Origin of the sequence: Nitrosospira sp. Nsp13, assembly GCF_900101945.1 — a bacterium.
Lineage (GTDB): Bacteria > Pseudomonadota > Gammaproteobacteria > Burkholderiales > Nitrosomonadaceae > Nitrosospira > Nitrosospira multiformis_D.
The window spans coordinates 299,302-322,612 of record NZ_FMVD01000001.1; the positions used below are offsets into that span (position 1 = coordinate 299,302).

Sequence of the window (23,311 nt, forward strand, 5' to 3'; positions counted from 1 at the left end):
TTGCGCTTCGCATCCTATTTAATATAAAAGCATATGAGAAAACCTTCTGCCGTTTCCGCTATGGATACCACGTGGCGTCTGGCCAATCTGCCAAAACCTGTTTATCCGGAAGACTTGCCTGTGGTGGCGCGGCGGGACGATATCATGCACGCAATCCGGGAAAATCAGGTGGTGATCGTGTGCGGCGAGACGGGCTCAGGTAAAACGACGCAGCTGCCGAAAATCTCCCTTGAACTCGGACGCGGTGTAGCGGGAATGATCGGGCATACGCAGCCGCGGCGTATTGCGGCGCGCACGGTGGCGATGCGGATTGCTTCCGAACTGAAGAGTCCATTAGGCCACGCGGTGGGTTACAAGGTGCGCTTTTCAGACAAGGTCGGCTCAGGCACCTATATCAAGCTCATGACTGACGGCATTCTGCTGGCGGAAACCCAGGGAGACCCTTCCCTCCTTGCCTACGACACCATCATTATCGATGAGGCGCATGAGCGCAGCCTCAATATCGATTTTCTGCTCGGCTATTTCAAGCAGCTATTGCCCAGGCGGCCGGAGCTGAAGCTGATCGTCACCTCCGCCACGATCAACGCGCAGCGCTTTTCCGCGCATTTTGATGATGCACCGGTTATCGAGGTGTCAGGCCGGATGTATCCGGTGGAAGTGCGTTATCACGCTATCGGGCCGGATCAAAATAGAACCAGGGATGAAGACCAGGAAGACGAAGGCGATCTTGAGCAGGCCATTCTCGATGCGGTGGATGAAACCACTCGTTCCGGCATGGGTGACATATTGATCTTTCTTCCAGGCGAGCGCGAGATCAGGGAGACCGCCGAGGCATTGCGCAAGCATGCGTTCAATAGACTCGGCCCTGGTCAGGGTACTGGCGCAGGCGCGGAAATTCTGCCGTTATTCGCGCGCCTGTCATACGCCGAGCAGGAGCGTGTATTCAAACCGGATGGTAACGTCAGACGCATCGTACTCGCCACCAATGTGGCGGAGACATCCCTCACGGTGCCCGGCATTCGCTATGTGATCGATACGGGACTGGCGCGCCTCAATCGGTACAGTTATCGCAACAAGGTGGAGCAGCTGCAGGTGGAAAAGATTTCGCGCGCTTCCGCCAACCAGCGGGCGGGGCGTTGCGGGCGGGTGATGAGCGGCATTTGCATCCGGCTCTATACCGAAGAAGATTATCTGGGCCGCCCGGAGTTCACCGACCCGGAAATTCTGCGCTCGTCACTGGCGGCCGTGATTTTGCGCATGAAGTCTCTCAAGATCGGCGAGGTGGAGAATTTCCCCTTTCTTGAGCCCCCTCTTCCACGCATGATCGCGGACGGCTACCAGTTGCTGGCGGAACTGGGTGCGGTGGACGACACGGCGGACAACAACAAGGCATTGACCAGCATTGGCTGGCGGTTGGCGAAGTTTCCGATCGATCCGAAAATCGCACGCATGATACTGGCCGCCAAGGAAGAGAACTGCTTGAGCGAAGTACTCATCATCGCCTCCGCCTTGAGCGTGCAAGACCCGCGTGATCGGCCATTCGAGCGGCGTGAAGCGGCGGATCGGACGCATCAGCGCTTTCAGGACGAACGCTCCGATTTCCTGGGCTACCTGAAGCTGTGGGATTTCTTCGACGAGCTGTTGAAGCATAAGAAATCCAGCCGCAAGCTGATGGCGCATTGCCAGGAAAATTTTTTGTCCCATCGCAGAATGCGCGAATGGCGTGAAATCCACGGCCAGTTGCATGCGCTGGTAATGGAGATGGGGCTGAGACCCAACCAGGTTCCCGCTGGCTATGATGAGATTCACCGCGCACTGCTGGCGGGATTACTCGGCAACATTGGTTTCAAGACCGAGGAGGACGGCGAGTATCTGGGTGCGCGCGGGATCAAGTTTTCCATTTTTCCCGGTTCGGTGCTGAAGAAGGCCAAACCAAAATGGGTCGTGGCTGCGGAATTGACCGAAACCACAAAGCTCTACGGACGCTGCGCGGCGAAAATCGACCCACTTTGGGTGGAAAGAATCGCAGGCGGGCTATGTAAGAAGCACACCTTTGATCCACATTGGGAAAAACAGCCGGCGCAGGTAGCGGCTTACGAACGGGTGACTTTGTATGGCCTTACGGTGGTGCCGAAGCGGCGGGTTTATTACGGTACGATCAATCCGAAAGAAGCACGTGAAATTTTTATCCGTTCGGCGCTGGCGGCGGGCGAATACGTCACCCAGGCACCGTTCTTCGAGCATAACCGCAAGCTGATCGCCACCGTGGAAGCGCTGGAACACAAGGCCCGCCGCCAGGATGTACTGGTGGACGAAGGAGAAATTTTCTCCTTTTACGATGCCATTGTTCCAGACGGCATCTGCAACGGTGTGGAGTTCGAGAGATGGCGCAGGCAGGCGGAGCGGGAAAACCCGCACCTGCTTTACCTCACCCAGGAATACCTGATGCGGCATGAGGCGAACAGGATCACTGGGGAACAGTATCCTGACAGCATGGTCGTGGAGGGGGGTGATCTGCCAGATGGGATTGCGTTGCCGCTCGCCTATCGATTCGATCCAGGGCATATACTGGACGGTGTGACGGTTAGCGTGCCGTTGCCGCTGCTCAACAAGCTGGATGCGGCGCGATTCGACAGGCTGGTTCCCGGATTGGTTCGCGAGAAGATTACCTGGTATCTGAAGGCGCTTCCCAAGCAGATACGCCGTCATGCGGTGCCGATCCCGGAATTTGTAACCCGGTTTTTGGAAAGCGAGGAGTCGAGCGTTACCGTTCCACCCTTGTACCCACTCCTCCCCGTATCCCTGACCAGTGCGTTATCCCGATTTGTTCAGGCCAAAACCGGGGTTACCGTTCCACAGGATGCGTGGCGGGACGAAGAACCGCCGCCTCACTTGCTGATGAATTACAAAATAGTCGACGATGCGGGGCAGGAGTTGGCGATGAGTCGCGATCTCTCGCAGCTCAAGGCGCAGCTTGGCCAGGCGGCGCAGTTGACATTCTCGCAGGCGGATTCAGGGGAACGCCTGCCGATTGAACGCGACGACGTGAAATGCTGGGATTTTGGTGATTTGCCCGAAGAAATCGCCTTTACGCGTGCGGGAAAAAAACTTACCGGCTACCCGGCGCTGGTAGAGCGTGAGGGAAAAGTAGCCATCCATTTGTTCGATACGCGCGAAGCGGCGCAAGCCAGCATGCGCGGCGGTGTGCGGCAGTTGCTGCGTTTCGAGCTTAAGGAACAATTGAAGCAACTGGAAAGGAATCTACCGGGCCTGAGCCAGGCTGCCTTGCAATTGCAAACGCTTATCAGCCCTGGTGCTCTTAAGGAAGACATGCTGGGTGCCATCATGGACCGTGCCTTTATTGCCGATGATACGCTGCCACGGCGCGAAAAAGATTTCGTCGCGCAGCGGCAGCGGGCAAGGGTGCGTCTACCCGCTGTTAGCGAGGCTGCAGCACGGATCGTGCAAAATATCGCCAATGAGTGCCAGTCACTGCTGATGAAATTGTCTATGGCAGGTGGGAGTGCCGCAGGGCAACCGGGTGGGAAACTGCACGCACAACTGCGCGTGCAGTTGGACAAGCTCGTTTATCCGGGATTTTTGGGCGCCACGCCATGGGATCGGTTGCAGCATCTGCCGCGTTATTTGAAAGGTATGGTTCTTCGTTTCGATAAGTATCCCGCCAACGCTGAGCGCGATGGCCGCCACGGCGCCGTTATCACCGGATTGTGGAATCAATACGAGCAACGCCTGGAGCGGCACCGCAAGACAGGAATCAACGACAGTGCCCTCACCGAATTCCGCTGGCAGATCGAAGAGTTGCGCATCTCGCTGTTTGCCCAGGAACTGAAGACGCCCTACCCCGTTTCCGCCAAGCGGCTACAGAAATTGTGGGAGGAAGTCAGCGATTGAAGCAACGGTGAGATGGCAGGATGGGTGCAAGGTGGAAGCCATTACCCGTCACCTGTCAGTTGATGGGTTGCGCTTTGCTCCACCCAGCCTGCGTGTTTTCAGGAATTGAAGACGCCCTACCCTGTTGTGACGGGTTGAGTACTCTTCAATACATGCGACAAGTCGTGCTCTATACGGTAATTTGCTATCAGGCGGAATTCGCTATCGGGGGCAATTTCCACCACATCCAGGTCGGCGTTCGCGGTTTCGACGCACAGGAGGCGCTGATAATCGTCGTCCTTCAAGTCCGCCATTTCCGCCGAGATTTTTGCCCAGGGGTTCCACACGACGGCAGTATTGCTGCCTTGGGATGTGATGCAAATCCTGCGGCACTGCGCAACGTCATCGATTACCAGCTCACCTTGTGCCTTCCGATAGATGCGGTCGACTTCCGCCCCAATGGAAACCGTACCAGTCTGTAGTTTGTGAGCGGCGTTATCGGCTTTATCAATGTACTCAAGTCCGTCCAGTCCCAGGACAGCCACCTGATCAATATGCCCCACCTTGAAATAGGTATGAAATGCCTGGGTTATGAAAAACGGCCGCGTATCGGTATTGCGCGTGATTAGCTCCAGATTCAGCGATTCTCCGATCGTAATTTCCAGCGAGAGATTGAACGAATGCGGCCAGATCGCTCTCGTTTCAGGTGTATCGATCAATCCCAGCGTAACGATGGCACCGCCATCCGCGGTAACCCCGGTTCGTACCACGTTCCAGAAACGATTGCGCACAAAGCCGTGAGCCGGGCGACCAAGCCCATCCGGGTCGAGTCCAAACCACGGCCAGCAAATCGGGACGCCTCCCTTGATGGCCTTGCCGGGCTGATAGTATGCCGCCTCACTGAGGAACATGAGGTTGTTTGGGTCATTGGCTGGCTGGAAAGAGAGTACCTGTCCCGCATAGACCGAGATAACGGCGCTGGCTTTATCATTGTCGATTTTGATAAAGGGGAATCCGCCCGCACCCTCGACGAATTTAAGTTGATCATCAATTCCATAATCGGCATTCAGCTGTTCGATATTCATAATGTCGGTGTTTTTCTGATAATGAACATCATCATAACACGCCAGGATTTTGCCGGGAAAGGCATTAGGGCTTGCCGGTTAACAGGCCCTGGGCAGCGCTGCGCCGATATGCCTATTGCAGCCAAACCAGCCGGGGAATGACGTCCGAATCAATCCATACGATAGCGTTCTGCCCGAATTCCCTACCGAGTGCCTGTGACGTCTTAAGATCAAGGCCGAGCACAAGAAAACTCTTCTCCACCGGCCATACGCCGGATGGATCATGACTTTCGCCTTCAAATATCCGGCCTATTTGAGTCAGACGCTCCAATCCATCGCGCAGATGCGCGCAAACGGCAAGGTTTTCCTCATGACTTTGGAGCATACTGAATGGATTACAGGACGTAATGAAAGCCGCGCAACGATTACCCAATACGGTGAAAAGTCGCGATAGCGGTTCGGAATACTCATCAATGCGCAGGATGATTGCGCCGGAATCGAATCCCGCTCCCACTGTTACCCGATACTCGGCTGTGCGGTACGCAGCGATCAGGTCCGGAGAAATTTTCGATTGTGCCAAAAATAGCGGCCGGTCATGTCTTCAGAAGTTAGCCCGGCATCAATTAAAATAAGGTAACAACATAGTGCATTCGGTCATTTTGAGAATTCGCGCTATATCAGGCAAGGTTTCGTATTACGTTACAAGGATTTCCGGCAGCAAAAACATCTGGTGGGATATCCCGGGTAACCACACTGCCCGCCCCGATAGTTGTCCCCTTTCCTATCGTCACACCCGGATTGATAATTACGCCGCCGCAAATCCAGACGCTATCCTCGATGATGATGGGTTTAGCGGCTTCCAGACCTTTATTACGTTCTTTCACCGCCAATGGATGCGTTGCGGTATAGATCTGGACATTCGGTCCCAGAAATACATTGTTGCCGATAGTCACCCTGGCGCAATCCAGAATAATACAGTTGAAATTGGCGTAAAAACTATCACCGATACAAATGTTATATCCATAATCGCAGTAAAACGGCGGCTCGATTTCAGCCTGCCCGCCCAACGCACCCAGCAATTCTCGTAACATAACGACACGTTTCTCATTTTCATCCGGAAGCGTGTCGTTGAATACCTTAAGCAACCGTCGGGCCCGCTTTCTTTCATCACGCAGCAAGTCATCACTGGACCGGTACAATTGTCCGGCAATCATCTTATCTTTTTCTGTCAGTTGCGCCATTTTTACCCCACGATTCGCTTTACCAGAAGAAATCTGGCAAGTCAGACGAGCGAAAGGAAATATTTCCTTCACATACTCTATTTTTGGAAACCATACTCTGATTCAATAGTCAAAAAACTTTAAAATCAATGAGATTTAACCCGTTTATTGATGGTGTCGATCATTGTCGTCAACTTCAAAGCGCTACGTTCGTTAATTTTGAATTCGGTAGTGGGACTAGGTGAAGTACGCAGTTTTTGGGCATTGCTCCATTCCTAACGAAAATCGGTAAGAGTTTATAACCTGATCATCCATTAGCGAACGCCGGAAGTTAGTTACCTCCAAAAAGGATTACTGATCAATTTAGTTGCATTATGCAATCGATCCATTATACTTTTGTTGTGCAACTTACCGCGAATGAGGGAATGAGACGTTATTTGATAAGCGGGACGTTGAATGTTTGAATTCCGGGCATTCAATACTATAAGATAGAAGGGCCGAACCCGCATATCGGATAGTATGCCTAACCCAGTCAAGGCAAGGCAGTGAAATTGTGACGGTGAGTTTTTCATGGGATGAAACAAAATCCGGCTCAACCATAATGTTTTTGCTGGCTTGGCTCAAGCGCATGAATTCAACGCGCTGAGCCGGGCAAACGTAGACCAAGAGGAGTTTCAATGATGATCAAGCAAGTGATGCAGGGCGGTGTATCGATCCTTACCGTCGTCATGGCGCTCTATTGCGGCGCCGCGGTTGCGCATGGAAAAGTGGCTATGGAAGAAGATACATGCATGCGCCGGCTCGGCGATAACAGCATGGTACATTTAAGTGCTTATCAGCCACAACATGAGCCAAGCGACCAATATTGCACAGAGATACCTAAAGAAGGCGATACTTTTCTGGTGGTGGATCTGGTCGACCAGGCGCTTCGTGACATTCCGATAGGAATAAGGGTGGTGAAAGGAACCAGCGAGGTGGAAGACGAGACGGTGACGTATTTACGTCCGAGCTATCACCCTGATGGAGTGATCAGGGGAGAAACCAGTCTGGATCAGGGACTCTATACGGTATTCATTACGGGAGAGTCGGTGCCCCCTGTACACTATCAGTACCCATTGCGGGTAAAGATGGTTAATTATGCGAATATTTTTCGTGCATCGATAGGGCCATTGATAGCCATGCTGCTGTTGACCCTGTTTGCTTACAAGGTCATGAAATCAAAGCGTATGCAGAATTGGCGCTCTTCCCGCCGTTCATAGGTTATTGAAGGATAGGCTCAACCATTGCGTTGAGAGCGGTCGAAGTTGATCAGCCTTCAATTTTAGCTGTCGCGGCGCCTCGGTCGGGCTGGAAGTGTGATCATAGAACAGAAACCGTGGGTAGTTGTTCGTGCCATAGTCGGCAATAGCGCTGAATCCGGTGGTTGACGTTTATTTATCAGGTTGGCGCTATGATTAGTAAGGTTATGTGTTATTTACCCCGGCATCGTTGCGCATTGCCTCATACCCCAAAAATCGCACACTCCGCCTCGTCCAACTGCTGGACCGGGAATAATAAAAGGTCTGGTTATGGGTAAGAAAGATAACGGAAAAAAAGTGAGCGAGCCCCTGCCGGAGCTATCCAAAGAAGACTATGAGGGTACGCTCTATAAACTTCAGATTGAACTCGTCAAGTTGCAACGGCGCTTTATCAAGTGCGGCGACAAGATTCTGATCATCTTCGAGGGACGGGACGCGGCCGGTAAAGACGGCACCATCAAGCGCATCATTCAACACCTGAGTCCGCGCGAAACGCGCGTCGTGGCCCTTGGCAAGCCCACGGACAGAGATCGTGGCTCATGGTATTTTCAGCGTTATACCCCCTATCTGCCCGCGGCCCAGGAACTGGTGTTATTCAACCGCAGCTGGTACAACCGGGCGGGAGTGGAGCCGGTAATGGGTTTTTGCACGAACGCCGAGTATGATGAATTCATGACTTCGGTGCCGGAGTTCGAACATATGCTGGTCCGTTCAGGTATTAAGCTTCTGAAGTACTATCTTGATATCAGCAAATCAGAGCAGGCGAAGCGGCTGGATGATCGCAAAAAGGATCCGCTCGCACAATGGAAGATCAGTGCGCTTGACGAACATGCAATCAAGAAATGGAAGGAATACAGCCTGGCACGCGATAAAATGCTGGCGCATACCCATAGTCTCACGGCACCGTGGACAATAGTCCGTGCCGACGATAAGCAGTTGGCGCGTATCAACATCATCAAGGATCTTCTCAGCCGCCTCGATTATGAGAATAAAGACGAACGGTTGGTCATGCCGGACAAACGCGTCGTGATGGAGTTTGAAATTTCGTTTATTGAACGCGGTGTACTGGCGTCGTAATTAACCCGGGATGCTTCATAAATGCCGCGTCCTTGCTGGTCTTCTATTTCTTATGGAAGTTTTATTCAGCGGGTGTATGAATAACTACGTCATTCTTTCAAAAAGTTTCCCTAAAAACAGAATCCTGCGCAATTATCACGCAAGTTTATGGAACATCCGGGGTTATCGCCAGACCAGAGTCTTTGCTCATGGGGCGGCTGGCACCCGATCACCTGTTGGCTATTCATAGCCGCCACCCTCCATAAGTCATCGGAAGTCATCGCCGGCGGGTGATCATTGCAATATTGTTGCAATGATCATGGTCTAAAATTGCTAATGAGGGACGAAAAATGAGACGAATACAGCGTTTCCCGGGGCAGGCAGCGCTTGCCGCGATCATCGTACTTGAATCGGCCCTGCCCGTCTGGGCACATGAGCCTGGCGTTCATGTGCATGGCCGCGCCACGCTTGAAATTGCGATTGACGGAGCGACAGTGCAGGTCAACCTGAATAGCCCATTGGATAATCTATTGAGATTCGAGCATGCCCCTAGAAATGAAAAAGAACATCAAGCCGTCACGGCCATGACATCGAAATTTAATCAGGCTGATAGTCTTTTCATTTTTACGCCCGCAGCTCAGTGCCGGGTAGAATCCACTGATTTAACGTCTCCAGTGCTTTCTCCGGACTTGCTGGTGCCTGCCTCCGATTCTGGCAAAAGTGCCGATAAAAGTACCAGAAAATACAGTGGTGCATCCAGAACGACTCCTTCTACTCCGTCTCCGGCAGCGGATATGCATGCGGAGCTGGAGGCCACCTGGCAGTTCCGGTGCGCCCAGCCGCAGGCTTTGCAAGGCGTCGATGTGCGATTATTCCAAATGTTTCCCGGTCTCCAGCGTCTCGATGCCGCCGTAGCGGGGCCCAAGGGGCAATCAAGCGCGAAGCTATCGCCTGAGTCTACCCGGTTGAAATGGTAGCTGAGAAGGTGGGTCAGGAATGAGTCCGTTTGTCATTGACATTCAGGATCTGGTTTTTCAGTGGCCTGGCAAGCATGGATTCCGCCTGTCGATCCCCCAATTTCTGGTAAGACGCGGAGAGCGTGTTTTTCTGCAAGGCGCGAGCGGGAGCGGCAAGAGTACCCTGCTGAGTTTGCTGGGTGGCGTGCTGCTGCCGCAGCCGTGCCACCTGCGCGTACTCGATACCGACCTGACCGCACTTTCATCCAGCGCCCGCGACCGGTTTCGCGTAGATCATGTCGGTTTCCTGTTTCAGCAGTTTAATCTGGTGCCTTATTTGTCCGTGCTTGAGAACGTGCTCCTACCCTGCCGTTTTTCGCAGCGCAGGCGGCGGCAAGCGCTTGAATCAGCCGCATCGCTCGAACAATCGGCGGCCCGGCTGCTGGATCAGCTGGGACTGGATGTGACGCTGGCACGACAACCAGTCACCGCATTATCGGTGGGGCAACAGCAGCGCGTGGCGGCTGCTCGGGCACTGATCGGCCACCCCGAGCTGATCATCGCCGATGAACCGACTTCCGCACTGGATGCGGCCCGACAAGCGGAATTTCTTGATCTTCTGCTAGGCCGCTGCGATGATGGGAATGTCACGCTGATCTTTGTCAGCCATGACCAGCGGCTGGGGTCCCATTTCAGCCGTACCGTCGACTTGAATGAATTGTGCGTAACCACAGTCCCTTGATCAATCGAATGGAGAAAAAAATGTCGCTATCATATAATTTTAAAGTGTTGGGTGCAGCCGCTGTACTGGGTGCATTGATGAGCGTTGAGGGCATTGCGGGCACCGATACGGTCATAAAAGTCGATGGCTCCAGCACGATGTATCCCATCACCGAAGAGGGGGCGAAGAAATTTCAGGCGACCAAAAAAGAGGCGGTTAAGGTATCGGTCGGCATCTCCGGTACCGGCGGTGGCTTTACGAAATTCTGTCGCGGTGAAATAGATATCGTCAATGCTTCCCGTCCCATTCAAAGAGCGGAAATGAAGGCGTGCAATAAAGCCGGCGTGCAATACGTAGAATTGCCGATGGCGTTTGATGCATTAACGGTGGTGGTGAATCCGAAGAATACCTGGAGCAAAACCATGACTGTTACCGAATTGAAAAAAATGTGGGAACCCGCCGCTCAGGGTAAAATTACCAAATGGAGCCAGGTAAATCCGGCATGGCCTGATGAAAAATTCAATCTTTATGCCGCAGGCCTGGATTCCGGCACGCTCGATTACTTTACGCAAGCAATTGTGGGCAAGGCTAAATCCAGCCGTAGCGACTTTACGGCATCCGCTGAGGACAATAACATACTGATGCAGAACGTGGCGAACGACAAGAATGCGCTGGGGTTCGTTGGTTTTGGATACTATATGCAGAATCAGGACAAAATCAGTGCTGTCGCGGTGGATGATGGTAGAAGCGGTGGAGTTATTCCCTCTGCCGAAACGGTGGAGGATGGAACCTATCAGCCTTTGTCTCGTCCTATTTTTATCTATGTGAACATGAAGGCGGCGGAGAAACCCGAACTTAAGGAGTTTGTTGCGTTTTATATGAAAAATGCATCCGCTCTGGTGAGGGGATTCCAGTACATTCCACTACCGCCCAGAGCCTACGCCGCCAACATGGAATTCTTCAAGACGAAGCGGGTGGGAACGGTATTCGATGGCTATGTGCCAGGGGGCCTCACCCTCGACGACCTGCTTCGGCGAGAAGCCCGTTTTTATGAAAATTGATCATGGTATTGCCGTTTCCAGCGAATCGCGATCGCGGCTCCATTCTGGACGAACTACCGCCTTGAATGAATTGGGCCGAAACGCAGGAGGGCCGGGCTGAAATCACTGTTTTCCCTTGCGTTTGCCAGCGCCTGGAACCGGCGCACCACGCTGGGATTGATGGCGGTCAGTATTGCGCTTTCAGTTATGCTGTTGTTGGGCGTTGAGCAATTGCGTACCCAGGCGCGGGAGAGTTTCTCTCAGTCCATATCCGGGACCGACTTGGTGGTGGGTGCGCGCACCAGTCCAATCCAACTCATGCTCTATGCCGTGTTCCGCCTGGGGGATGCCACCCATAATATCCGCTGGGCAAGCTTTCAGGCGATGGCGGCACATCCGGCGGTGGCGTGGGCAGTGCCGATTTCCCTGGGCGATTCGCATCGCGGTTTTGCGGTAATAGGCACCACTCCCACGTATTTCGAGTATTTTCGTTATGGCGATCGCCGATTGCTGGCATTTGCGGCGGGAAAGCCGTTTACGGATATTTTTGAAGCGGTAATCGGTGCGGATATCGCCGCGCAACTTGGCTATCAAGTGGGCGACAGTATCGTGCTCAATCATGGTGCGAAAGGCCTCGGTTTGACCGATCACGCCGACAAACCGTTCAAGGTGAGCGGCATTCTCAAGCGGACCGGCCTGCCCGTGGATCGCAGCGTTCATGTCAGTCTTGCGGCAATTGAAGCTATTCATCTCGACTGGCAGGGCGGCGCCCCGATGCCCGGGGTATCCATTCCGGCTGAATATGTGCGTAAATTCGATCTGGCGCCAAAGGAAATTACGGCGGTGCTCATCGGGCTGAAAAGCCGCGCGGGTGTTTTTCAGATGCAGCGGTTCATCAATCAATACAAGGGAGAGCCATTGCTGGCCGTGCTTCCCGGTGTGGCGCTGGATGAGCTGTGGTCCATCGTCAGCATTGTGGAAAAGTCGCTGCTGGCTATTTCCGCATTGGTGGTGGCGGTGGGTCTGAGCGGTTTGGTGGCTGTTGTGCTGGCCGGCCTGGGGGAACGCAGGCGCGAATTGGCAATCCTGCGCTCGGTGGGCGCTGGCCCGCGCGTGGTTTTTCTGCTGCTGGCTATCGAGGGATTGATGGTGGTCGTGGCCGGTGCATTGCTGGGTGTGCTGGGGTTGACCGTGCTCAGTCTGTTTGCCGCGCCTATTCTGGAGGCGCACTTGGGTATTTCGCTGGCGGCAGGTATGCTATCGGCCGAGGCTTGGCAATTACTGTTACTGGTCATGGCAACGGGGTTTCTGGTCAGCCTTATACCCGGCTATCGTGCCTACCGATTATCCTTAAGCGATGGTTTGACGCCAAGATTATAAAAAAGGATACCAAATATGACTGCTTCTCTGTATGTCATCCCTCTCCGCTTTCGCATTTTATTTTTAATCGCCTTGCTGATTTTTACGGCACAGACAGCCATCTCGGCCGATAAGGATTACAAGGTTGGAGATAGATTGTCAGTGCCGGCGCCCGGTGCAGCGAAAAATAAGCCCGCACCTTCGGGAACCGCTTCAGCCGGTTACAAGGAAAAGACCTGGGATGATCTGATGCCCAAGAACTGGGACCCGATGGCGCCGCTGAAGGGATTGAAGCTGGACAACCTTAAGGATGGCGACCCCCGTGCCATCGAAGCGCTGGAAAAAATACGCGCAGCCTGGAATAACGCACCCATCGAGCCCGCGCTGGATGGAGAGCGGATCCGTATTCCGGGCTTCGTGATTCCTCTGGAACGCGCAGGCAATAAAGTCAGCGAATTCCTGCTCGTTCCCTATTTCGGAGCGTGCATTCATACGCCCCCGCCGCCTTCCAACCAGATCATTCATGTGCGGACATCAAAACCCCTGTCCAATATGCGCACCATGGATACAATGTGGGTCAGTGGAGTGCTGCACGCCGGCAGCATAGATACGGAGATGGGCCAGGCGGGCTATCAATTGAAGGCTGAGTGGGTTACGCCTTATCCGTAAGGAACTCATGAACAGGAAAGAGTTCGGATGTTCCTGCACACCCCCACATCGCCCCGCCCGCCTTACGAAGTTTTACCGGGATTGTATTGATGGCGCCGGGACTGATCAGCGCAAATTTTCATTCTGAATTTCATTCGCATGTTTTAGAGCATGCCATTCGAGGTCGTTAGCCAGGCCTGGCCCTTATTTGCCTCAACTTTAGAGTCCCCTCAAATCAATAAACACTCGGCACAAGCATTTCTGTAGATACCGGATGTCGCAAGTAGTCTGGGTTATGCACCCGGTCCGGCAGAATAATGGGTTCATGCTCAATTTCATTGTAAGGAATCTGAGCCAGGAAGTGATGAATACAATTAAGACGGGCTTTTTTCTTGTCGACCGCCTCGACTATCCACCAGGGAGCCTCGGGAATATGGGTGCGCTCCAGCATGGTTTCCTTTGCTTTGGTGTATTGTTCCCAAAGACGGCGGGATTCAAGATCCATCGGACTCAGTTTCCATTGCTTTAGGGGATCGCGGATTCGCATCAGGAAACGCATGTACTGCTCATCATCGGTAATCGAGAACCAATATTTAATCAGGATGATGCCGGAACGAATGAGTATCTTCTCAAATTCCGGCACGCTACGGAAGAATTCTTCATATTCTTCTTCGTCACAGAATCCCATGACTTTTTCCACGCCGGCCCGGTTATACCAGCTCCGGTCAAACAGTACGATCTCGCCGCCGGAAGGTAAATGTGACACGTAGCGTTGAAAATACCACTGGCTGCGCTCTCGTTCGCTCGGAGCAGGCAGCGCAGCCACCCGGCAGACCCGAGGATTCAGGCGCTGGGTGAAACGCTTGATGACTCCGCCTTTACCTGCAGCGTCACGCCCTTCGAACAGGACTACTACCTTGAGTTTCTTTTGCACTACCCAGTCCTGTAACTTGACCAGTTCTCCCTGAAGACGAAAAAGCTCCTTGAAATAGAATTGCCTGCCCACCTCGGTCTCGTTATCAGGCGTGGTGATTTCAGCCACCAATTTATCCAGCCGATGATCATCGATTTCCATTTCCAGTTCTTCGTCGAGACTGTCCAACATATCGGCATGAATGTGGCGTTCTAGGTCCGCATGTTCATGGGTTTTATCTGCGCACATCGGGGTCTCCTGGTATTTGTTTTAAAATAGTTTCGTAAACAACCAGTACAGGGAACCGGAAAGAGATATTGAAGCACCCAAGCCATGGCCAAATTTCATACAACCCTACTGCAAGCCTGATTTGTTGACAGCCATCGCGCCAGCTACGCCCGATGATAGGATTTGTGTGGTAGAAACCGGCAGACCGTAGATATCGAATTTTTTCACCGAAGGTCACCAGGCTTGTGATCGAGACGAGGAGGAGCGTAGGAGGCAGAAGTAATATTCATCGATATCATCCAATAACCCTCAAAATGGTAGCGATTTTTTGTTACAGGAGTGTTACAAACCAGCCTTCCCTCCGCACCGCAAATCCACCACAAGGAGAGCAGATGCCAGGACCTGTTAACACCTATTTCGCACCCGCGTTTTTTGTGCGCAACCCGAAGGGACGGGACGGATTTTCATCCAGCCCTTCGTTACTCACCGCTTACGGAGGCCCACAGCCAACATAGCGAGTCTATTGCAGAAACATCCCCGTCTTAATCGTTTCTTGTCGAAACAGGCGAAGTGTGGGTCTCAGATCTGCTTGCTGCAGTGGGTTTGATGGTGAGCACCGGGCAGGGAGAGTGTCTGACAACATACTCCGCAATGCTTCCCATAGTTAAATGATTCCACCCCGTATAACCATGTGTACCGAGGATCAGAAGATCGGCATTCTGTTCGGCAGCCACCCGTACGATTTCTTTACCAGGGTCGCCTTCGATAAAAATGGTTTCGGTGTGTGTGCCGAACGATTCCGCGAGTGTTTTGAGCGCCTCCTTTCCTTTTTGCCGGGTGTTTTCAATACTTGCATCCACCCAGTCTTCGAATCCGGGCGTGTAATAGTAGGGTGAAGGAACCATCCAGCCGCCGGGTTCAAATACATGCAGAATCTTGAGTTCCGCCGCAAGCGATCCAGATATGCATTTAGCATATAGGATGGCATCCTGAGAAGCCTCTGAGAAATCAGTAGCTAGAATGATTTTTTGAATGAGTGGATTCATACATCCTTCCTTTCCGGGTAAAGATCCGTCCATGGTGGTTGAAGACAATGCACTGAGTAAGCCAACACAGCCTTTCTTCTGTGACTTCATCCCTTTATGTCATAGCACTACGCGAGGCGAGCAGGCCAAAACTGGCATCGAAGATGAAGCCGAAGATGAAGGTATATGCCGGAAGAGCAAGAGTAGACTTAGTTCCAGCAAAAAAGATATGCTGTCCCCGCGATCCGCTTGTGTGCCGTCACCTCGTCCCTCGCAATGCGGTTGAGGTTCGAGTTCCTTCTACTCCGTTGTTGTTGCAATAATTGCGGACGGGTGGTCAGAGTCCTTGATATAACCGGCATTGCGCCGATGGACAGGTATTCAGAGTCCTGCTACTGGACAGATGCGCAGAGTCCTAAGATGACACGTAGAGGTAGTTAATGTGCCCAGAATGATTTATTAACTCTCTCAATTACAATTATTCCACAAAAAAACGGTAAATTGCTACCGCTATAGCAAAAAAATTGCATTCAAAGCTTCATCCTGCCTTTCGCTATCTCTGCCGTCTGCTCCTCGAAGTGCCGCAAGCAGGCAAAACGTGTAATCATCTTCTTGCGTACAAGAATGTTGCCAAACGATAACTGCTGGATGGATGGTCAGAGTCCTTGGTATAAACCGGCATTGCGCCGACGGACAGGTATTCAGAGCCCTGCTACAAACGGGCGATCAGAGCCCTAAAATGACAGGCAAACCTGTATGCTTGCTGATGCATCCGAGTTTGCCTTGCCAAGGACAGCCTGTATCAGTTACTTCCTGTTTGTGGCATTTGGCCGCCATGAATCGCGTAATCTGGCTTAGATTGTTGCGCCATTTGGCGATGAGCCATGGCTTCCTTCATGTTGGCCCGCGCAGCTTGCTCATACTTACGTATCAAAGCTGTGGTATGCGATTTCAAATTGTGCGCTTGCCAGCCATACAGACGCGTCTGCTCATACTGTTCAAGCAGTGTCTTCTGCTCATCCGCCTTTGCCTGCATTTCGTGGGCGGCGCCTTCAAAACGCCTCGCCAAAACGCTATGCTCACTTGGGGCTGCTGCAGTCTGAATTGCTGATTCAGGAAAATTTTCTGCTTTTACGGTGCTTATGGGCGCACCCACAGCCAATAAACCAAGCAGGGATAAAATTGCAAAAGTATCTTTTGCTTTTGTGCCGAGTGTCGTTGCCATTTTGATTCTCCTGTTCCATTTATTAAAAATCAATATTGGACGGATAGTCAGAGTCCCTTTCGCTACCGGACGAATGGTCAGAGTCCTTACACTGGACGGATGGTCAGAGTCCTAAGATGTGACTTCATATTAATTCCCTTAGCATCAAAATGGTATTAGGGAAACCCTGATTCAATACTAAGGGAATTCCTGATTTTGTACTAAGGGAAACCCTTAGATAATGGATTGAATTCAAGGATCTGGACTAAGGCGCTGGAAGCAGGGAATAACAAGCTCAAGCGACTGCTGGCTGATGCCTTGCTCGACAATGCGGCATTGAAAGATGTACGTGGTAAGCCCACAAGCCCAGCGGGAAGTGGTGACAGGTCCAATATCTCTATTGATAATAATATCTCATTATATTAATATCAATCCGTTCAAATCATTTTTACTATAATTAAAAATCCTGGAATCCCCATGAAAAACATATTCTCCGGTCTGGCTTTAACTGTCGTACTCGTCGCACCCCTGACTGGCCATGCCTTCAGTTACGATGTGCGGGTGGGAGTCTCGGGCGGACAACTCACGACTGGGTTTCATGCTCATGGCAGCCTGCCTCCAGGCGGCGGATTCGCCAAGGATTTCATAACCGGACAGAATTTGTATCCGACTGATTTTGGCGATTTTGGCGGCGGGCCACTGGCCACCAACGACCCCGGGTTCCAAAGTTTCGCCGGCACCCTCGCCCCCGGAACCATCGTATCTATCCAGGGAATAGGAAGCTTGGAGTATTGGACCCCTGCAAACCAGACATGGGCAGCGCCATCCAATGGCGAACTGATACGGGTGCACGGTGCGATCCCGACTGATATCGCCCTGGTTTATACTTTCTGCCAGAGCGGAGGCATGCTTTGCGACCCCGCTCTGGCCGCCCAATATCCATTTTATGCTCAGGGTAGCAATTTTTCCGCAAACGGCATTTCCGGCCCCAATCCCACAATTATCGACGATGCAGATCCTCAGGGGGCCTTCCATGCGCATCTGGATTGGTTTATCGAGAACCCTGACGGAACGCCTACCCCCGCAGCCTACCTTGCCACCTTTGCGTTGGTCGCGGATGGCTATCTTGCATCAGAGCCGGTTAAAGTACTGTTCAATTACGGGTTGACGGATGAGCAGTACATGCTCGCCTTTGAATCTCGTATACAGCCCGTCCCCGAGCCTTCCGCAGCGGCGCTCATGCTTATCGGTCTCGCGTTTCTGGGATTATGGGTCCGTCGCCGGCAATCGGCGTTCGTCTGATCGATCCGGTTTTGGAGTCGCCTGGAACCGAGTCCATCCCCTTATCGTCTACCTGATGTCCTAGCAGCCATTCTTTTCTCAGCGGCGTATTCCATGAGGATTACTCAGCGGTATTCCGGTACGGAATGCCAGAAAACCCATTCCTCGGCTTTCAGAAAACCAGTTCCACGCCCAGCTCGATGCTTCGCCCGGGTTCCGGGCTGAAGTTTCTCAGGAAAGAGGTCGAGCTGCGGATCTCCTCGTTAAGCAGATTGCGAGCCCGCACAAATACAGATCCTGGTCGACCCATCACCTTGCGCCGGTAGGATGCATGCAGGTTCAACAAATTGTAGCCCTTGGTTTCGGTTTCATTGACGCCTGCCCTGTCCTGCGCATTGGCATGCGTGTAGCGGATACGTGCCGACCATGGCCCCGAGGCGGTGGCCAACTGCACTCCATAGCGCAAGGGGGGTTGCCGCGGCACGTTTTCATTTGTCGCGGTAAGCCTGGCATGAACATAATCGGAGAACAGAGTGACTTCCACCGGCGGCACGATATCCGAGAGCATACGCAGCGTTGTTTCGGCCTCGTACCCCATGAAACGTGCGCTGGCTTGCTCATAGTTAACAACCGGCAGGCATTCGTCGAGACTCACGCAGCGCGTTCGGAATCGGCCTTCGTCCGCGTCGAAAAAAATATTGGGAATACTTCGCTGAAAGACGAAATTATCCACGTCGTTGAGAAACAAGGCGCCGTTGAGGCGTATCCACCTCGCATCGGCGTTCCAGGTCAGGTCGAGGCTCCTCATCGATTCCACCTTCAGATTCGAATCGCCGACGTCAAAGGTGTGGGTTGCGAGGTGCGGACCGAACGAATATAGTTCGTGCACTTCCGGTGCTCGCTTGGATCCTGAAAAGATGATGCCGACCGTGCTTTTGTCGGCATACTGCCAGGTCAGGGAAATGGAACGGCTCTCCACACTGAAACTACGGCCAGGGAAATTGAGAATCCGTCCATCGACAGTCGACTGCGGACCCGCCACCAATCTCAGCCGATCGTAGCGCCAGCCACCCTCCAGGCGCAGCGTGTCGGTGATATCGAGCCGTTCATGGATATAGGCGGCGGTGCTGAAGGTATTCGTTTCCGGGATAAACGCCTCGGCTCCGAGTGCGGAAAAATCGCGGTTCATCATTTGGCCGCCGATCACACCTGAAATGCGTGAGCCGAGCCGATGCTCCACTTCCAGGCGCCCATCCAGCGCCTCGTTGCGAAAAGTGGTCGCGATAACGCCGCCGGCTTTTTCATGATGCCGGTAGTGAACCCGGCTGACGTTCAGCCTGACACGATCGATCCATTTGCCTGATCCCCATATTTCCATCCGGCCGTCGTAACGGCGATTGGCCAGATCGATGCTGACATCGCTGCTTCCACCTCCGTGGGAATGTGAGCCTGCACTGGGGGGAATGCCATAGGTATTGTCCAGCATGGTAGCCGAGGTACCCACCATTCCCATGCCGGCAAACAATGATCCTCCCACGCTGCCACCCTGCGACTGTGCGCCGGTATTGGCGACATGGCCGCAAGTATTGCGTGTATTGATAAGGCCGAATTGCTGCTGAATGGCTTTGTCATCGACCGCGCAACCATTTATGGAGATGTCGTCACGGCGGCGCATGAATCCATCGATATGCATCGCGAATCTGCCGGTGCCCGCATCGACCTTGAAGGCATTGGTGCTTTCGTTGCCATTAAAGTTATAGCGCGATTGCACCATTCCGATAATTACCTGTTTGGGGACACGCTGGGGAATACGGTTGTCTATCACATTCACGGCTCCGCCGATGGCATTGCCGCCATAGCGAATAGTTGCCGGGCCTCGCATTACCTGTATTTCATCGGCCAGAATGGATTCAATGCTGGCGGCATGATCCGGGCTGAACGTTGTCGCATCGTGCGTGGCAAGTCCATTGCTCAGGAGGCGCACGCGCGGACCCGACATCCCCCGGATCACCGGCAGGCCAACCCCCGGGCCGAAGGTCGAATTGGAAACGCCGGCTTCGTCACTCAGCGTTTCCCCCAGTGTATTGCCTGCACGTTCCCTGAGTGCATCGCCACGCAGCTTTACGATCGGTCTGGGCGGTTCACGCGGCACCTCCTCCGGTGCCGCCTTGATCTCTATCGGCTTGAGTATCGTTTCGGTTTCGGCAGCGGCGGGTCGGGGTGCGGCTGTCTGTGCAAATGCCGCCGGTAAAGGGGCTGCCATGACAAGATTGATAATTACAACCCGTGACAGCATGGGGCGCAGCACGCGCGTGGCTGAGTACATGACCTTAATTTAGCGACAGTCTGATTGTTATTGTTTCTTCCGCTGCCAGCCACCTGCACGTGAATTCGTCCGGATTATCATTGCCAGATATATGCGGAGCGAATATATCGCGGATGAATAGACCTAGCCTTATCCTCGCATCTTCAAAGCATCGGGGCATTCAGCGATGCTGATTTAAAAAATTTCTAAAACAGAAGCGGGGATATTGTTGACAAAGCCAACGGCGTTGATTACATTATTGATAACGATTTCTCAGTAGTATTATAAGAGATCTCGTTTTGAAAAACAATCTCGTCAGGCGACATAAATGCTTGAGATCTATTAGCCAACCCAAACTATAGGAGTTATATGATGTTCAGATCCATGCATGTGACTTTCGGCGCAGCGCTCACCACGCTGGCCATGATGATTTCTCCTCAAGTTCTCGCGCAGCACGCCGATATCGAGGCGGTGGTGATCGGCGGCAAACTGATCGTCGATGAGGAAAATGCCGCGCCGGTCGCATTTGGGACCGGCTACAAGATTTTTGAAGGAGACTTTGGTGACCTGCCAGGCGGACTTACGGGAACAGACGATCCAGGATTTTTGGCGCCATCTGGCACGTTTCTCTCTGGGGAGCAGCTCTGGTACCATGCTCTTGGCACTTTGAGTTTCTGGAATGGCACGAGTTGGGCAGTCGCTCCGAGCGGAATAGCGCTAACTGTCGAAGATATACTTGGAAGTGAAACGCTCATTTCATCCCTCGGTGCAACGAATCCATATGGAGTTATCGATCAGGTCGACTCCGCAGGCGGCATTCATGCCCATATCGATTTCTCGATATCAAACGTCAATCCGGTGGGCGCCTATCTCGCGACCTTCGAACTTACCTCGCGCGACGCCTCCGGCAATCTGCCTTCTCCCTATCTGGATAGCGACCCGTTTCAGATTGCTTTCAACCGTGGGCTGAGCCACGAGGCTTTCGAGGCTTCCATTAGTGCCTTGGTATCTCCTGTTCCCGAGCCTCAAACCTATGCGATGCTTTTGGCCGGCTTGGCGTTATGCGGTGCCATGGCCAGACGCCGCAAGGAAATAACTGGATAGCTCCCTCCCGATTCGTTAACACGCATCTACCGCTTCATCCGCAACCTGTTTCAAGGTTGCGGATACCTCCTGATAAATGCTTTATCGGTAAAAATAGAAGCGTATCCGGAAATTACATGGTTCCCGTTGTCCAGCTCGGTGCATCCATGGGAACCGCCGTGGCCGTATATATATTTGGGGGCATCATGTGCTGCAGTCCTGCTTGGCGCTGCCGCGATGCAGTCGAGGTAGGGGCCATAGGCGGCGAACGCATGGAGCGCTATGTTAGCGACTGCAATACGGCACTATGGGAACGGATAACCGGGCGCGAGGGGCGTCTGGAAGAAGCACTTGACCGCCAAGCCAGTGCCTCGCTCAGCGAGGACTACAATGCAGCCAGAGAAAGAGTTGCCCTACTTGAAAATTCATGCGCCACTAATTGGAAACAACGTCAGGTGAGCACCGGAACCCGGCATGCGCCATTCAAGGTTTTGGCCGGCATTCACTGCATCGGCCATAAAGAATCAGATCGTATTTTTCGATCACGAAATCGCGAGGTACCAGAAGATTGCTCTTCTTGATCCTCTCGTGTATGTCGAATACCCTACTGCAAGAACTACACTTGAAATGATAATGATCGCCCAGCCGGGTCATCTCGTAGCGATCTGCTTCGCCCGGTAGCTTGACCGGCAAAATCCAGCTCTCGGCTGTTAAATCCTTCAATGTCCGATAAACCGTCGCGATACTCAGTGACGGCACCACTGCCTGCCCCGCCGCAAGTATTTCCTGTGTGGAAAGCGGCCTTCCCGCTTCCGAGATGGCGTCAAGAATCGCATTGCGCTGCCGGGTATTACGTTCCATGGATTCCTCTCAACAATATCGATTTCGGGATTGGTTGCTCGCGATATCGGCACGGGCAACCCAATCTCCACTCATGGCATTAACAAGCCTTGACTATATGCTATTGATAACTTATTATCAATTATTCCATGCTGATCGTAGTATGGAAAAAATCGGATCCAATGGAGATGAAAGTTGTGTCATGCATTCATTTTATAACTGTAAAAGGAGAAAGTATATGCGGCTTACATTGAGAAGCATCGCTATGAGCCTGACAGGCCTGTTTATTCTGGCATCGTTCAACGCATCAGCGTCACGGCATGATGAAAGCATTGGTTTTTACGTGGGTTACGACGGACTAGCCATGATTGCTTCCGGCACCTACGCCGGACTCTCCAACCCGAACGTGGATCGCCTCACTCTTCTGCTCGACCACGGCAATCACTTTCATGGTATCGGTGCCTATAGTTACAGTGGACCGGCAGCTTCACTGAATGTATTGTCCACCAGCGCCAATAATCGTATCCCTGAAATTTCTTCGCGCGAGCAGCCGCTTTCCCTGACAGCGGGTAGTGGCCTCTACGCCGGAACGTTGCGAACTCATGTAGACAGCTCCGAATACAGCTATCTCGGCATCGCTTCCATCCAATCCCTGGCAGGCCATTCTTCAGGCGGCACTGAAGACGTCCTTTTCCATAGCAGCAGCGATCGCTGGTCGGGACAACTGGATAACGCGGAGATTGGCCTCAGATTGATCGAAAGCACGCCAGGATTGCATATTGGAACGGAAACAACACGGGATATTTATAGCAGCGGCAACGTATTCATGCTGGGAGAGGGCAACGGCTTCGAATTCAAACCGGTTTATTGGGTCGATGCAAGTTCCGCGGCAGGCGTTTACTCGGCAACATTCGAATTGCTGAATACGGGAGCGAATTCAGCCTTCCAAGATTCAGGCAGGTTCCATTTCGATTTTGCCGTTTCACCGGTGCCGGAACCGAGCACTTATGCAATGCTCGTCGTGGGCCTGTTTGTATTGACGTGGACAGCACGCAGACGAGCCCGGCATTGATCTAAACATACCCTTCCCTCCTGACCAATCTGAGCACTGGCTCACCAACTTAGCCAGTTAATCTGCCAACTAAGCAGCCAACCAATCTACCAACTAAGCGAGATCGT

19 protein-coding genes and 1 pseudogene are annotated in these 23,311 nt (G+C 52.8%); 12 read left to right on the forward strand and 8 right to left on the reverse strand.

Annotated features, from left to right (window positions below):
- The first annotated feature begins 33 nt into the window (after nucleotides 1-33).
- Nucleotides 34-3,912 carry an ATP-dependent RNA helicase HrpA gene (gene hrpA / locus BLO43_RS01410; RefSeq protein WP_090905327.1) on the forward strand — a complete coding sequence of 1,293 codons (3,879 nt, stop codon included), beginning with the start codon at nucleotides 34-36 and terminating at the stop codon, nucleotides 3,910-3,912.
- 116 nt (nucleotides 3,913-4,028) lie between these two features.
- Here hrpA and BLO43_RS01415 read toward each other — a convergent pair whose 3' ends face one another.
- From BLO43_RS01415 to BLO43_RS01425, 3 genes are all read right to left on the reverse strand, one after another.
- The gene (locus tag BLO43_RS01415) at nucleotides 4,029-4,976 is read right to left on the reverse strand and encodes a D-hexose-6-phosphate mutarotase (protein WP_090905329.1); all 948 of its coding nucleotides are present in this window, start codon (nucleotides 4,974-4,976) and stop codon (nucleotides 4,029-4,031) included.
- Between the two features lie 112 nt (nucleotides 4,977-5,088).
- On the reverse strand, nucleotides 5,089-5,535 hold the full coding sequence (locus BLO43_RS01420) for a DUF3293 domain-containing protein (protein WP_090905330.1): 447 nt from the start codon (nucleotides 5,533-5,535) through the stop codon (nucleotides 5,089-5,091).
- A gap of 97 nt (nucleotides 5,536-5,632) precedes the next feature.
- Entirely contained in the window at nucleotides 5,633-6,196 is a 564-nt protein-coding gene (locus BLO43_RS01425; protein ID WP_090905332.1) for a sugar O-acetyltransferase, read from the reverse strand.
- Nucleotides 6,197-6,855: 659 nt separating this feature from the next.
- On the opposite strand from BLO43_RS01425, the gene BLO43_RS01430 reads away from it, so the two are divergent.
- From BLO43_RS01430 to BLO43_RS01460, 7 genes are all read left to right on the forward strand, one after another.
- On the forward strand, nucleotides 6,856-7,434 hold the full coding sequence (locus BLO43_RS01430; protein ID WP_090905827.1) for a hypothetical protein: 579 nt from the start codon (nucleotides 6,856-6,858) through the stop codon (nucleotides 7,432-7,434).
- Nucleotides 7,435-7,770: 336 nt separating this feature from the next.
- Nucleotides 7,771-8,550 (forward strand): polyphosphate kinase 2, encoded by a 780-nt coding sequence (ppk2, locus tag BLO43_RS01435; RefSeq protein ID WP_254773265.1) that lies wholly within the window; start codon nucleotides 7,771-7,773, stop codon nucleotides 8,548-8,550.
- Nucleotides 8,551-8,879: 329 nt separating this feature from the next.
- The gene (locus BLO43_RS01440) at nucleotides 8,880-9,506 is read left to right on the forward strand and encodes a DUF2796 domain-containing protein (protein WP_090905336.1); all 627 of its coding nucleotides are present in this window, start codon (nucleotides 8,880-8,882) and stop codon (nucleotides 9,504-9,506) included.
- A 19-nt stretch (nucleotides 9,507-9,525) separates the two neighbouring features.
- The gene (locus BLO43_RS01445) at nucleotides 9,526-10,227 is read left to right on the forward strand and encodes an ATP-binding cassette domain-containing protein (protein ID WP_090905338.1); all 702 of its coding nucleotides are present in this window, start codon (nucleotides 9,526-9,528) and stop codon (nucleotides 10,225-10,227) included.
- A gap of 20 nt (nucleotides 10,228-10,247) precedes the next feature.
- Complete coding sequence (locus BLO43_RS01450) at nucleotides 10,248-11,267, forward strand: PstS family phosphate ABC transporter substrate-binding protein (protein WP_090905340.1); 1,020 nt, start codon at nucleotides 10,248-10,250, stop codon at nucleotides 11,265-11,267.
- A gap of 159 nt (nucleotides 11,268-11,426) precedes the next feature.
- A complete protein-coding gene (locus tag BLO43_RS01455; RefSeq protein WP_254773267.1) occupies nucleotides 11,427-12,626 on the forward strand; it encodes an ABC transporter permease in 1,200 nt (399 codons plus the stop codon).
- 15 nt (nucleotides 12,627-12,641) lie between these two features.
- The gene (locus BLO43_RS01460) at nucleotides 12,642-13,274 is read left to right on the forward strand and encodes a DUF3299 domain-containing protein (RefSeq protein ID WP_090905345.1); all 633 of its coding nucleotides are present in this window, start codon (nucleotides 12,642-12,644) and stop codon (nucleotides 13,272-13,274) included.
- Between the two features lie 214 nt (nucleotides 13,275-13,488).
- Here BLO43_RS01460 and ppk2 (BLO43_RS01465) read toward each other — a convergent pair whose 3' ends face one another.
- The 3 genes from ppk2 (BLO43_RS01465) to BLO43_RS01475 form a co-directional block, all read right to left on the reverse strand.
- Nucleotides 13,489-14,415 carry a polyphosphate kinase 2 gene (ppk2, locus tag BLO43_RS01465; RefSeq protein WP_090905347.1) on the reverse strand — a complete coding sequence of 309 codons (927 nt, stop codon included), beginning with the start codon at nucleotides 14,413-14,415 and terminating at the stop codon, nucleotides 13,489-13,491.
- 521 nt (nucleotides 14,416-14,936) lie between these two features.
- Nucleotides 14,937-15,440, reverse strand: a complete 504-nt coding sequence (locus tag BLO43_RS01470) for a universal stress protein (RefSeq protein WP_175443812.1) — start codon at nucleotides 15,438-15,440, stop codon at nucleotides 14,937-14,939.
- A 781-nt stretch (nucleotides 15,441-16,221) separates the two neighbouring features.
- Nucleotides 16,222-16,644, reverse strand: a complete 423-nt coding sequence (locus BLO43_RS01475; RefSeq protein ID WP_090905351.1) for a hypothetical protein — start codon at nucleotides 16,642-16,644, stop codon at nucleotides 16,222-16,224.
- Between the two features lie 246 nt (nucleotides 16,645-16,890).
- Between BLO43_RS01475 and BLO43_RS17210 the strand changes: the two are divergent.
- Both BLO43_RS17210 and BLO43_RS01480 read left to right on the forward strand, forming a co-directional pair.
- Nucleotides 16,891-16,980 (forward strand): annotated as a pseudogene (locus BLO43_RS17210) (cytochrome BD quinol oxidase subunit I); the annotation flags it as partial.
- Nucleotides 16,981-17,100: 120 nt separating this feature from the next.
- Nucleotides 17,101-17,925 (forward strand): PEP-CTERM sorting domain-containing protein, encoded by an 825-nt coding sequence (locus BLO43_RS01480; protein WP_090905353.1) that lies wholly within the window; start codon nucleotides 17,101-17,103, stop codon nucleotides 17,923-17,925.
- A 151-nt stretch (nucleotides 17,926-18,076) separates the two neighbouring features.
- Here BLO43_RS01480 and BLO43_RS01485 read toward each other — a convergent pair whose 3' ends face one another.
- On the reverse strand, nucleotides 18,077-20,230 hold the full coding sequence (locus BLO43_RS01485) for a TonB-dependent receptor (protein ID WP_090905356.1): 2,154 nt from the start codon (nucleotides 20,228-20,230) through the stop codon (nucleotides 18,077-18,079).
- 348 nt (nucleotides 20,231-20,578) lie between these two features.
- On the opposite strand from BLO43_RS01485, the gene BLO43_RS01490 reads away from it, so the two are divergent.
- The gene (locus tag BLO43_RS01490; RefSeq protein ID WP_090905358.1) at nucleotides 20,579-21,313 is read left to right on the forward strand and encodes a PEP-CTERM sorting domain-containing protein; all 735 of its coding nucleotides are present in this window, start codon (nucleotides 20,579-20,581) and stop codon (nucleotides 21,311-21,313) included.
- A 462-nt stretch (nucleotides 21,314-21,775) separates the two neighbouring features.
- Here the strand turns inward: BLO43_RS01490 and BLO43_RS01495 are convergent, their stop codons facing one another.
- Nucleotides 21,776-22,153, reverse strand: a complete 378-nt coding sequence (locus BLO43_RS01495) for a Fur family transcriptional regulator (protein WP_090905360.1) — start codon at nucleotides 22,151-22,153, stop codon at nucleotides 21,776-21,778.
- 217 nt (nucleotides 22,154-22,370) lie between these two features.
- On the opposite strand from BLO43_RS01495, the gene BLO43_RS01500 reads away from it, so the two are divergent.
- A complete protein-coding gene (locus tag BLO43_RS01500; RefSeq protein ID WP_254773268.1) occupies nucleotides 22,371-23,204 on the forward strand; it encodes a PEP-CTERM sorting domain-containing protein in 834 nt (277 codons plus the stop codon).
- Nucleotides 23,205-23,311 lie beyond the last annotated feature (107 nt).

Bases quoted from the DNA above. Each gene is read 5' to 3' on its own strand.
- BLO43_RS01500 (WP_254773268.1), top strand. From the start codon at position 22,371: ATGCGGCTTACATTGAGAAGCATCGCTATGAGCCTGACAGGCCTGTTT.
- BLO43_RS01425 (WP_090905332.1), bottom strand. From the start codon at position 6,196: ATGGCGCAACTGACAGAAAAAGATAAGATGATTGCCGGACAATTGTAC.
- BLO43_RS01460 (WP_090905345.1), top strand. From the start codon at position 12,642: ATGACTGCTTCTCTGTATGTCATCCCTCTCCGCTTTCGCATTTTATTT.
- BLO43_RS01470 (WP_175443812.1), bottom strand. From the start codon at position 15,440: ATGAATCCACTCATTCAAAAAATCATTCTAGCTACTGATTTCTCAGAG.
- BLO43_RS01430 (WP_090905827.1), top strand. From the start codon at position 6,856: ATGATCAAGCAAGTGATGCAGGGCGGTGTATCGATCCTTACCGTCGTC.
- BLO43_RS01455 (WP_254773267.1), top strand. From the start codon at position 11,427: ATGGCGGTCAGTATTGCGCTTTCAGTTATGCTGTTGTTGGGCGTTGAG.
- BLO43_RS01415 (WP_090905329.1), bottom strand. From the start codon at position 4,976: ATGAATATCGAACAGCTGAATGCCGATTATGGAATTGATGATCAACTT.
- BLO43_RS01485 (WP_090905356.1), bottom strand. From the start codon at position 20,230: ATGTACTCAGCCACGCGCGTGCTGCGCCCCATGCTGTCACGGGTTGTA.
- BLO43_RS01445 (WP_090905338.1), top strand. From the start codon at position 9,526: ATGAGTCCGTTTGTCATTGACATTCAGGATCTGGTTTTTCAGTGGCCT.
- hrpA (WP_090905327.1), top strand. From the start codon at position 34: ATGAGAAAACCTTCTGCCGTTTCCGCTATGGATACCACGTGGCGTCTG.
- BLO43_RS01450 (WP_090905340.1), top strand. From the start codon at position 10,248: ATGTCGCTATCATATAATTTTAAAGTGTTGGGTGCAGCCGCTGTACTG.
- BLO43_RS01440 (WP_090905336.1), top strand. From the start codon at position 8,880: ATGAGACGAATACAGCGTTTCCCGGGGCAGGCAGCGCTTGCCGCGATC.
- ppk2 (WP_090905347.1), bottom strand. From the start codon at position 14,415: ATGTGCGCAGATAAAACCCATGAACATGCGGACCTAGAACGCCACATT.
- BLO43_RS01490 (WP_090905358.1), top strand. From the start codon at position 20,579: ATGATGTTCAGATCCATGCATGTGACTTTCGGCGCAGCGCTCACCACG.
- BLO43_RS01495 (WP_090905360.1), bottom strand. From the start codon at position 22,153: ATGGAACGTAATACCCGGCAGCGCAATGCGATTCTTGACGCCATCTCG.
- BLO43_RS01480 (WP_090905353.1), top strand. From the start codon at position 17,101: ATGAAAAACATATTCTCCGGTCTGGCTTTAACTGTCGTACTCGTCGCA.
- BLO43_RS01475 (WP_090905351.1), bottom strand. From the start codon at position 16,644: ATGGCAACGACACTCGGCACAAAAGCAAAAGATACTTTTGCAATTTTA.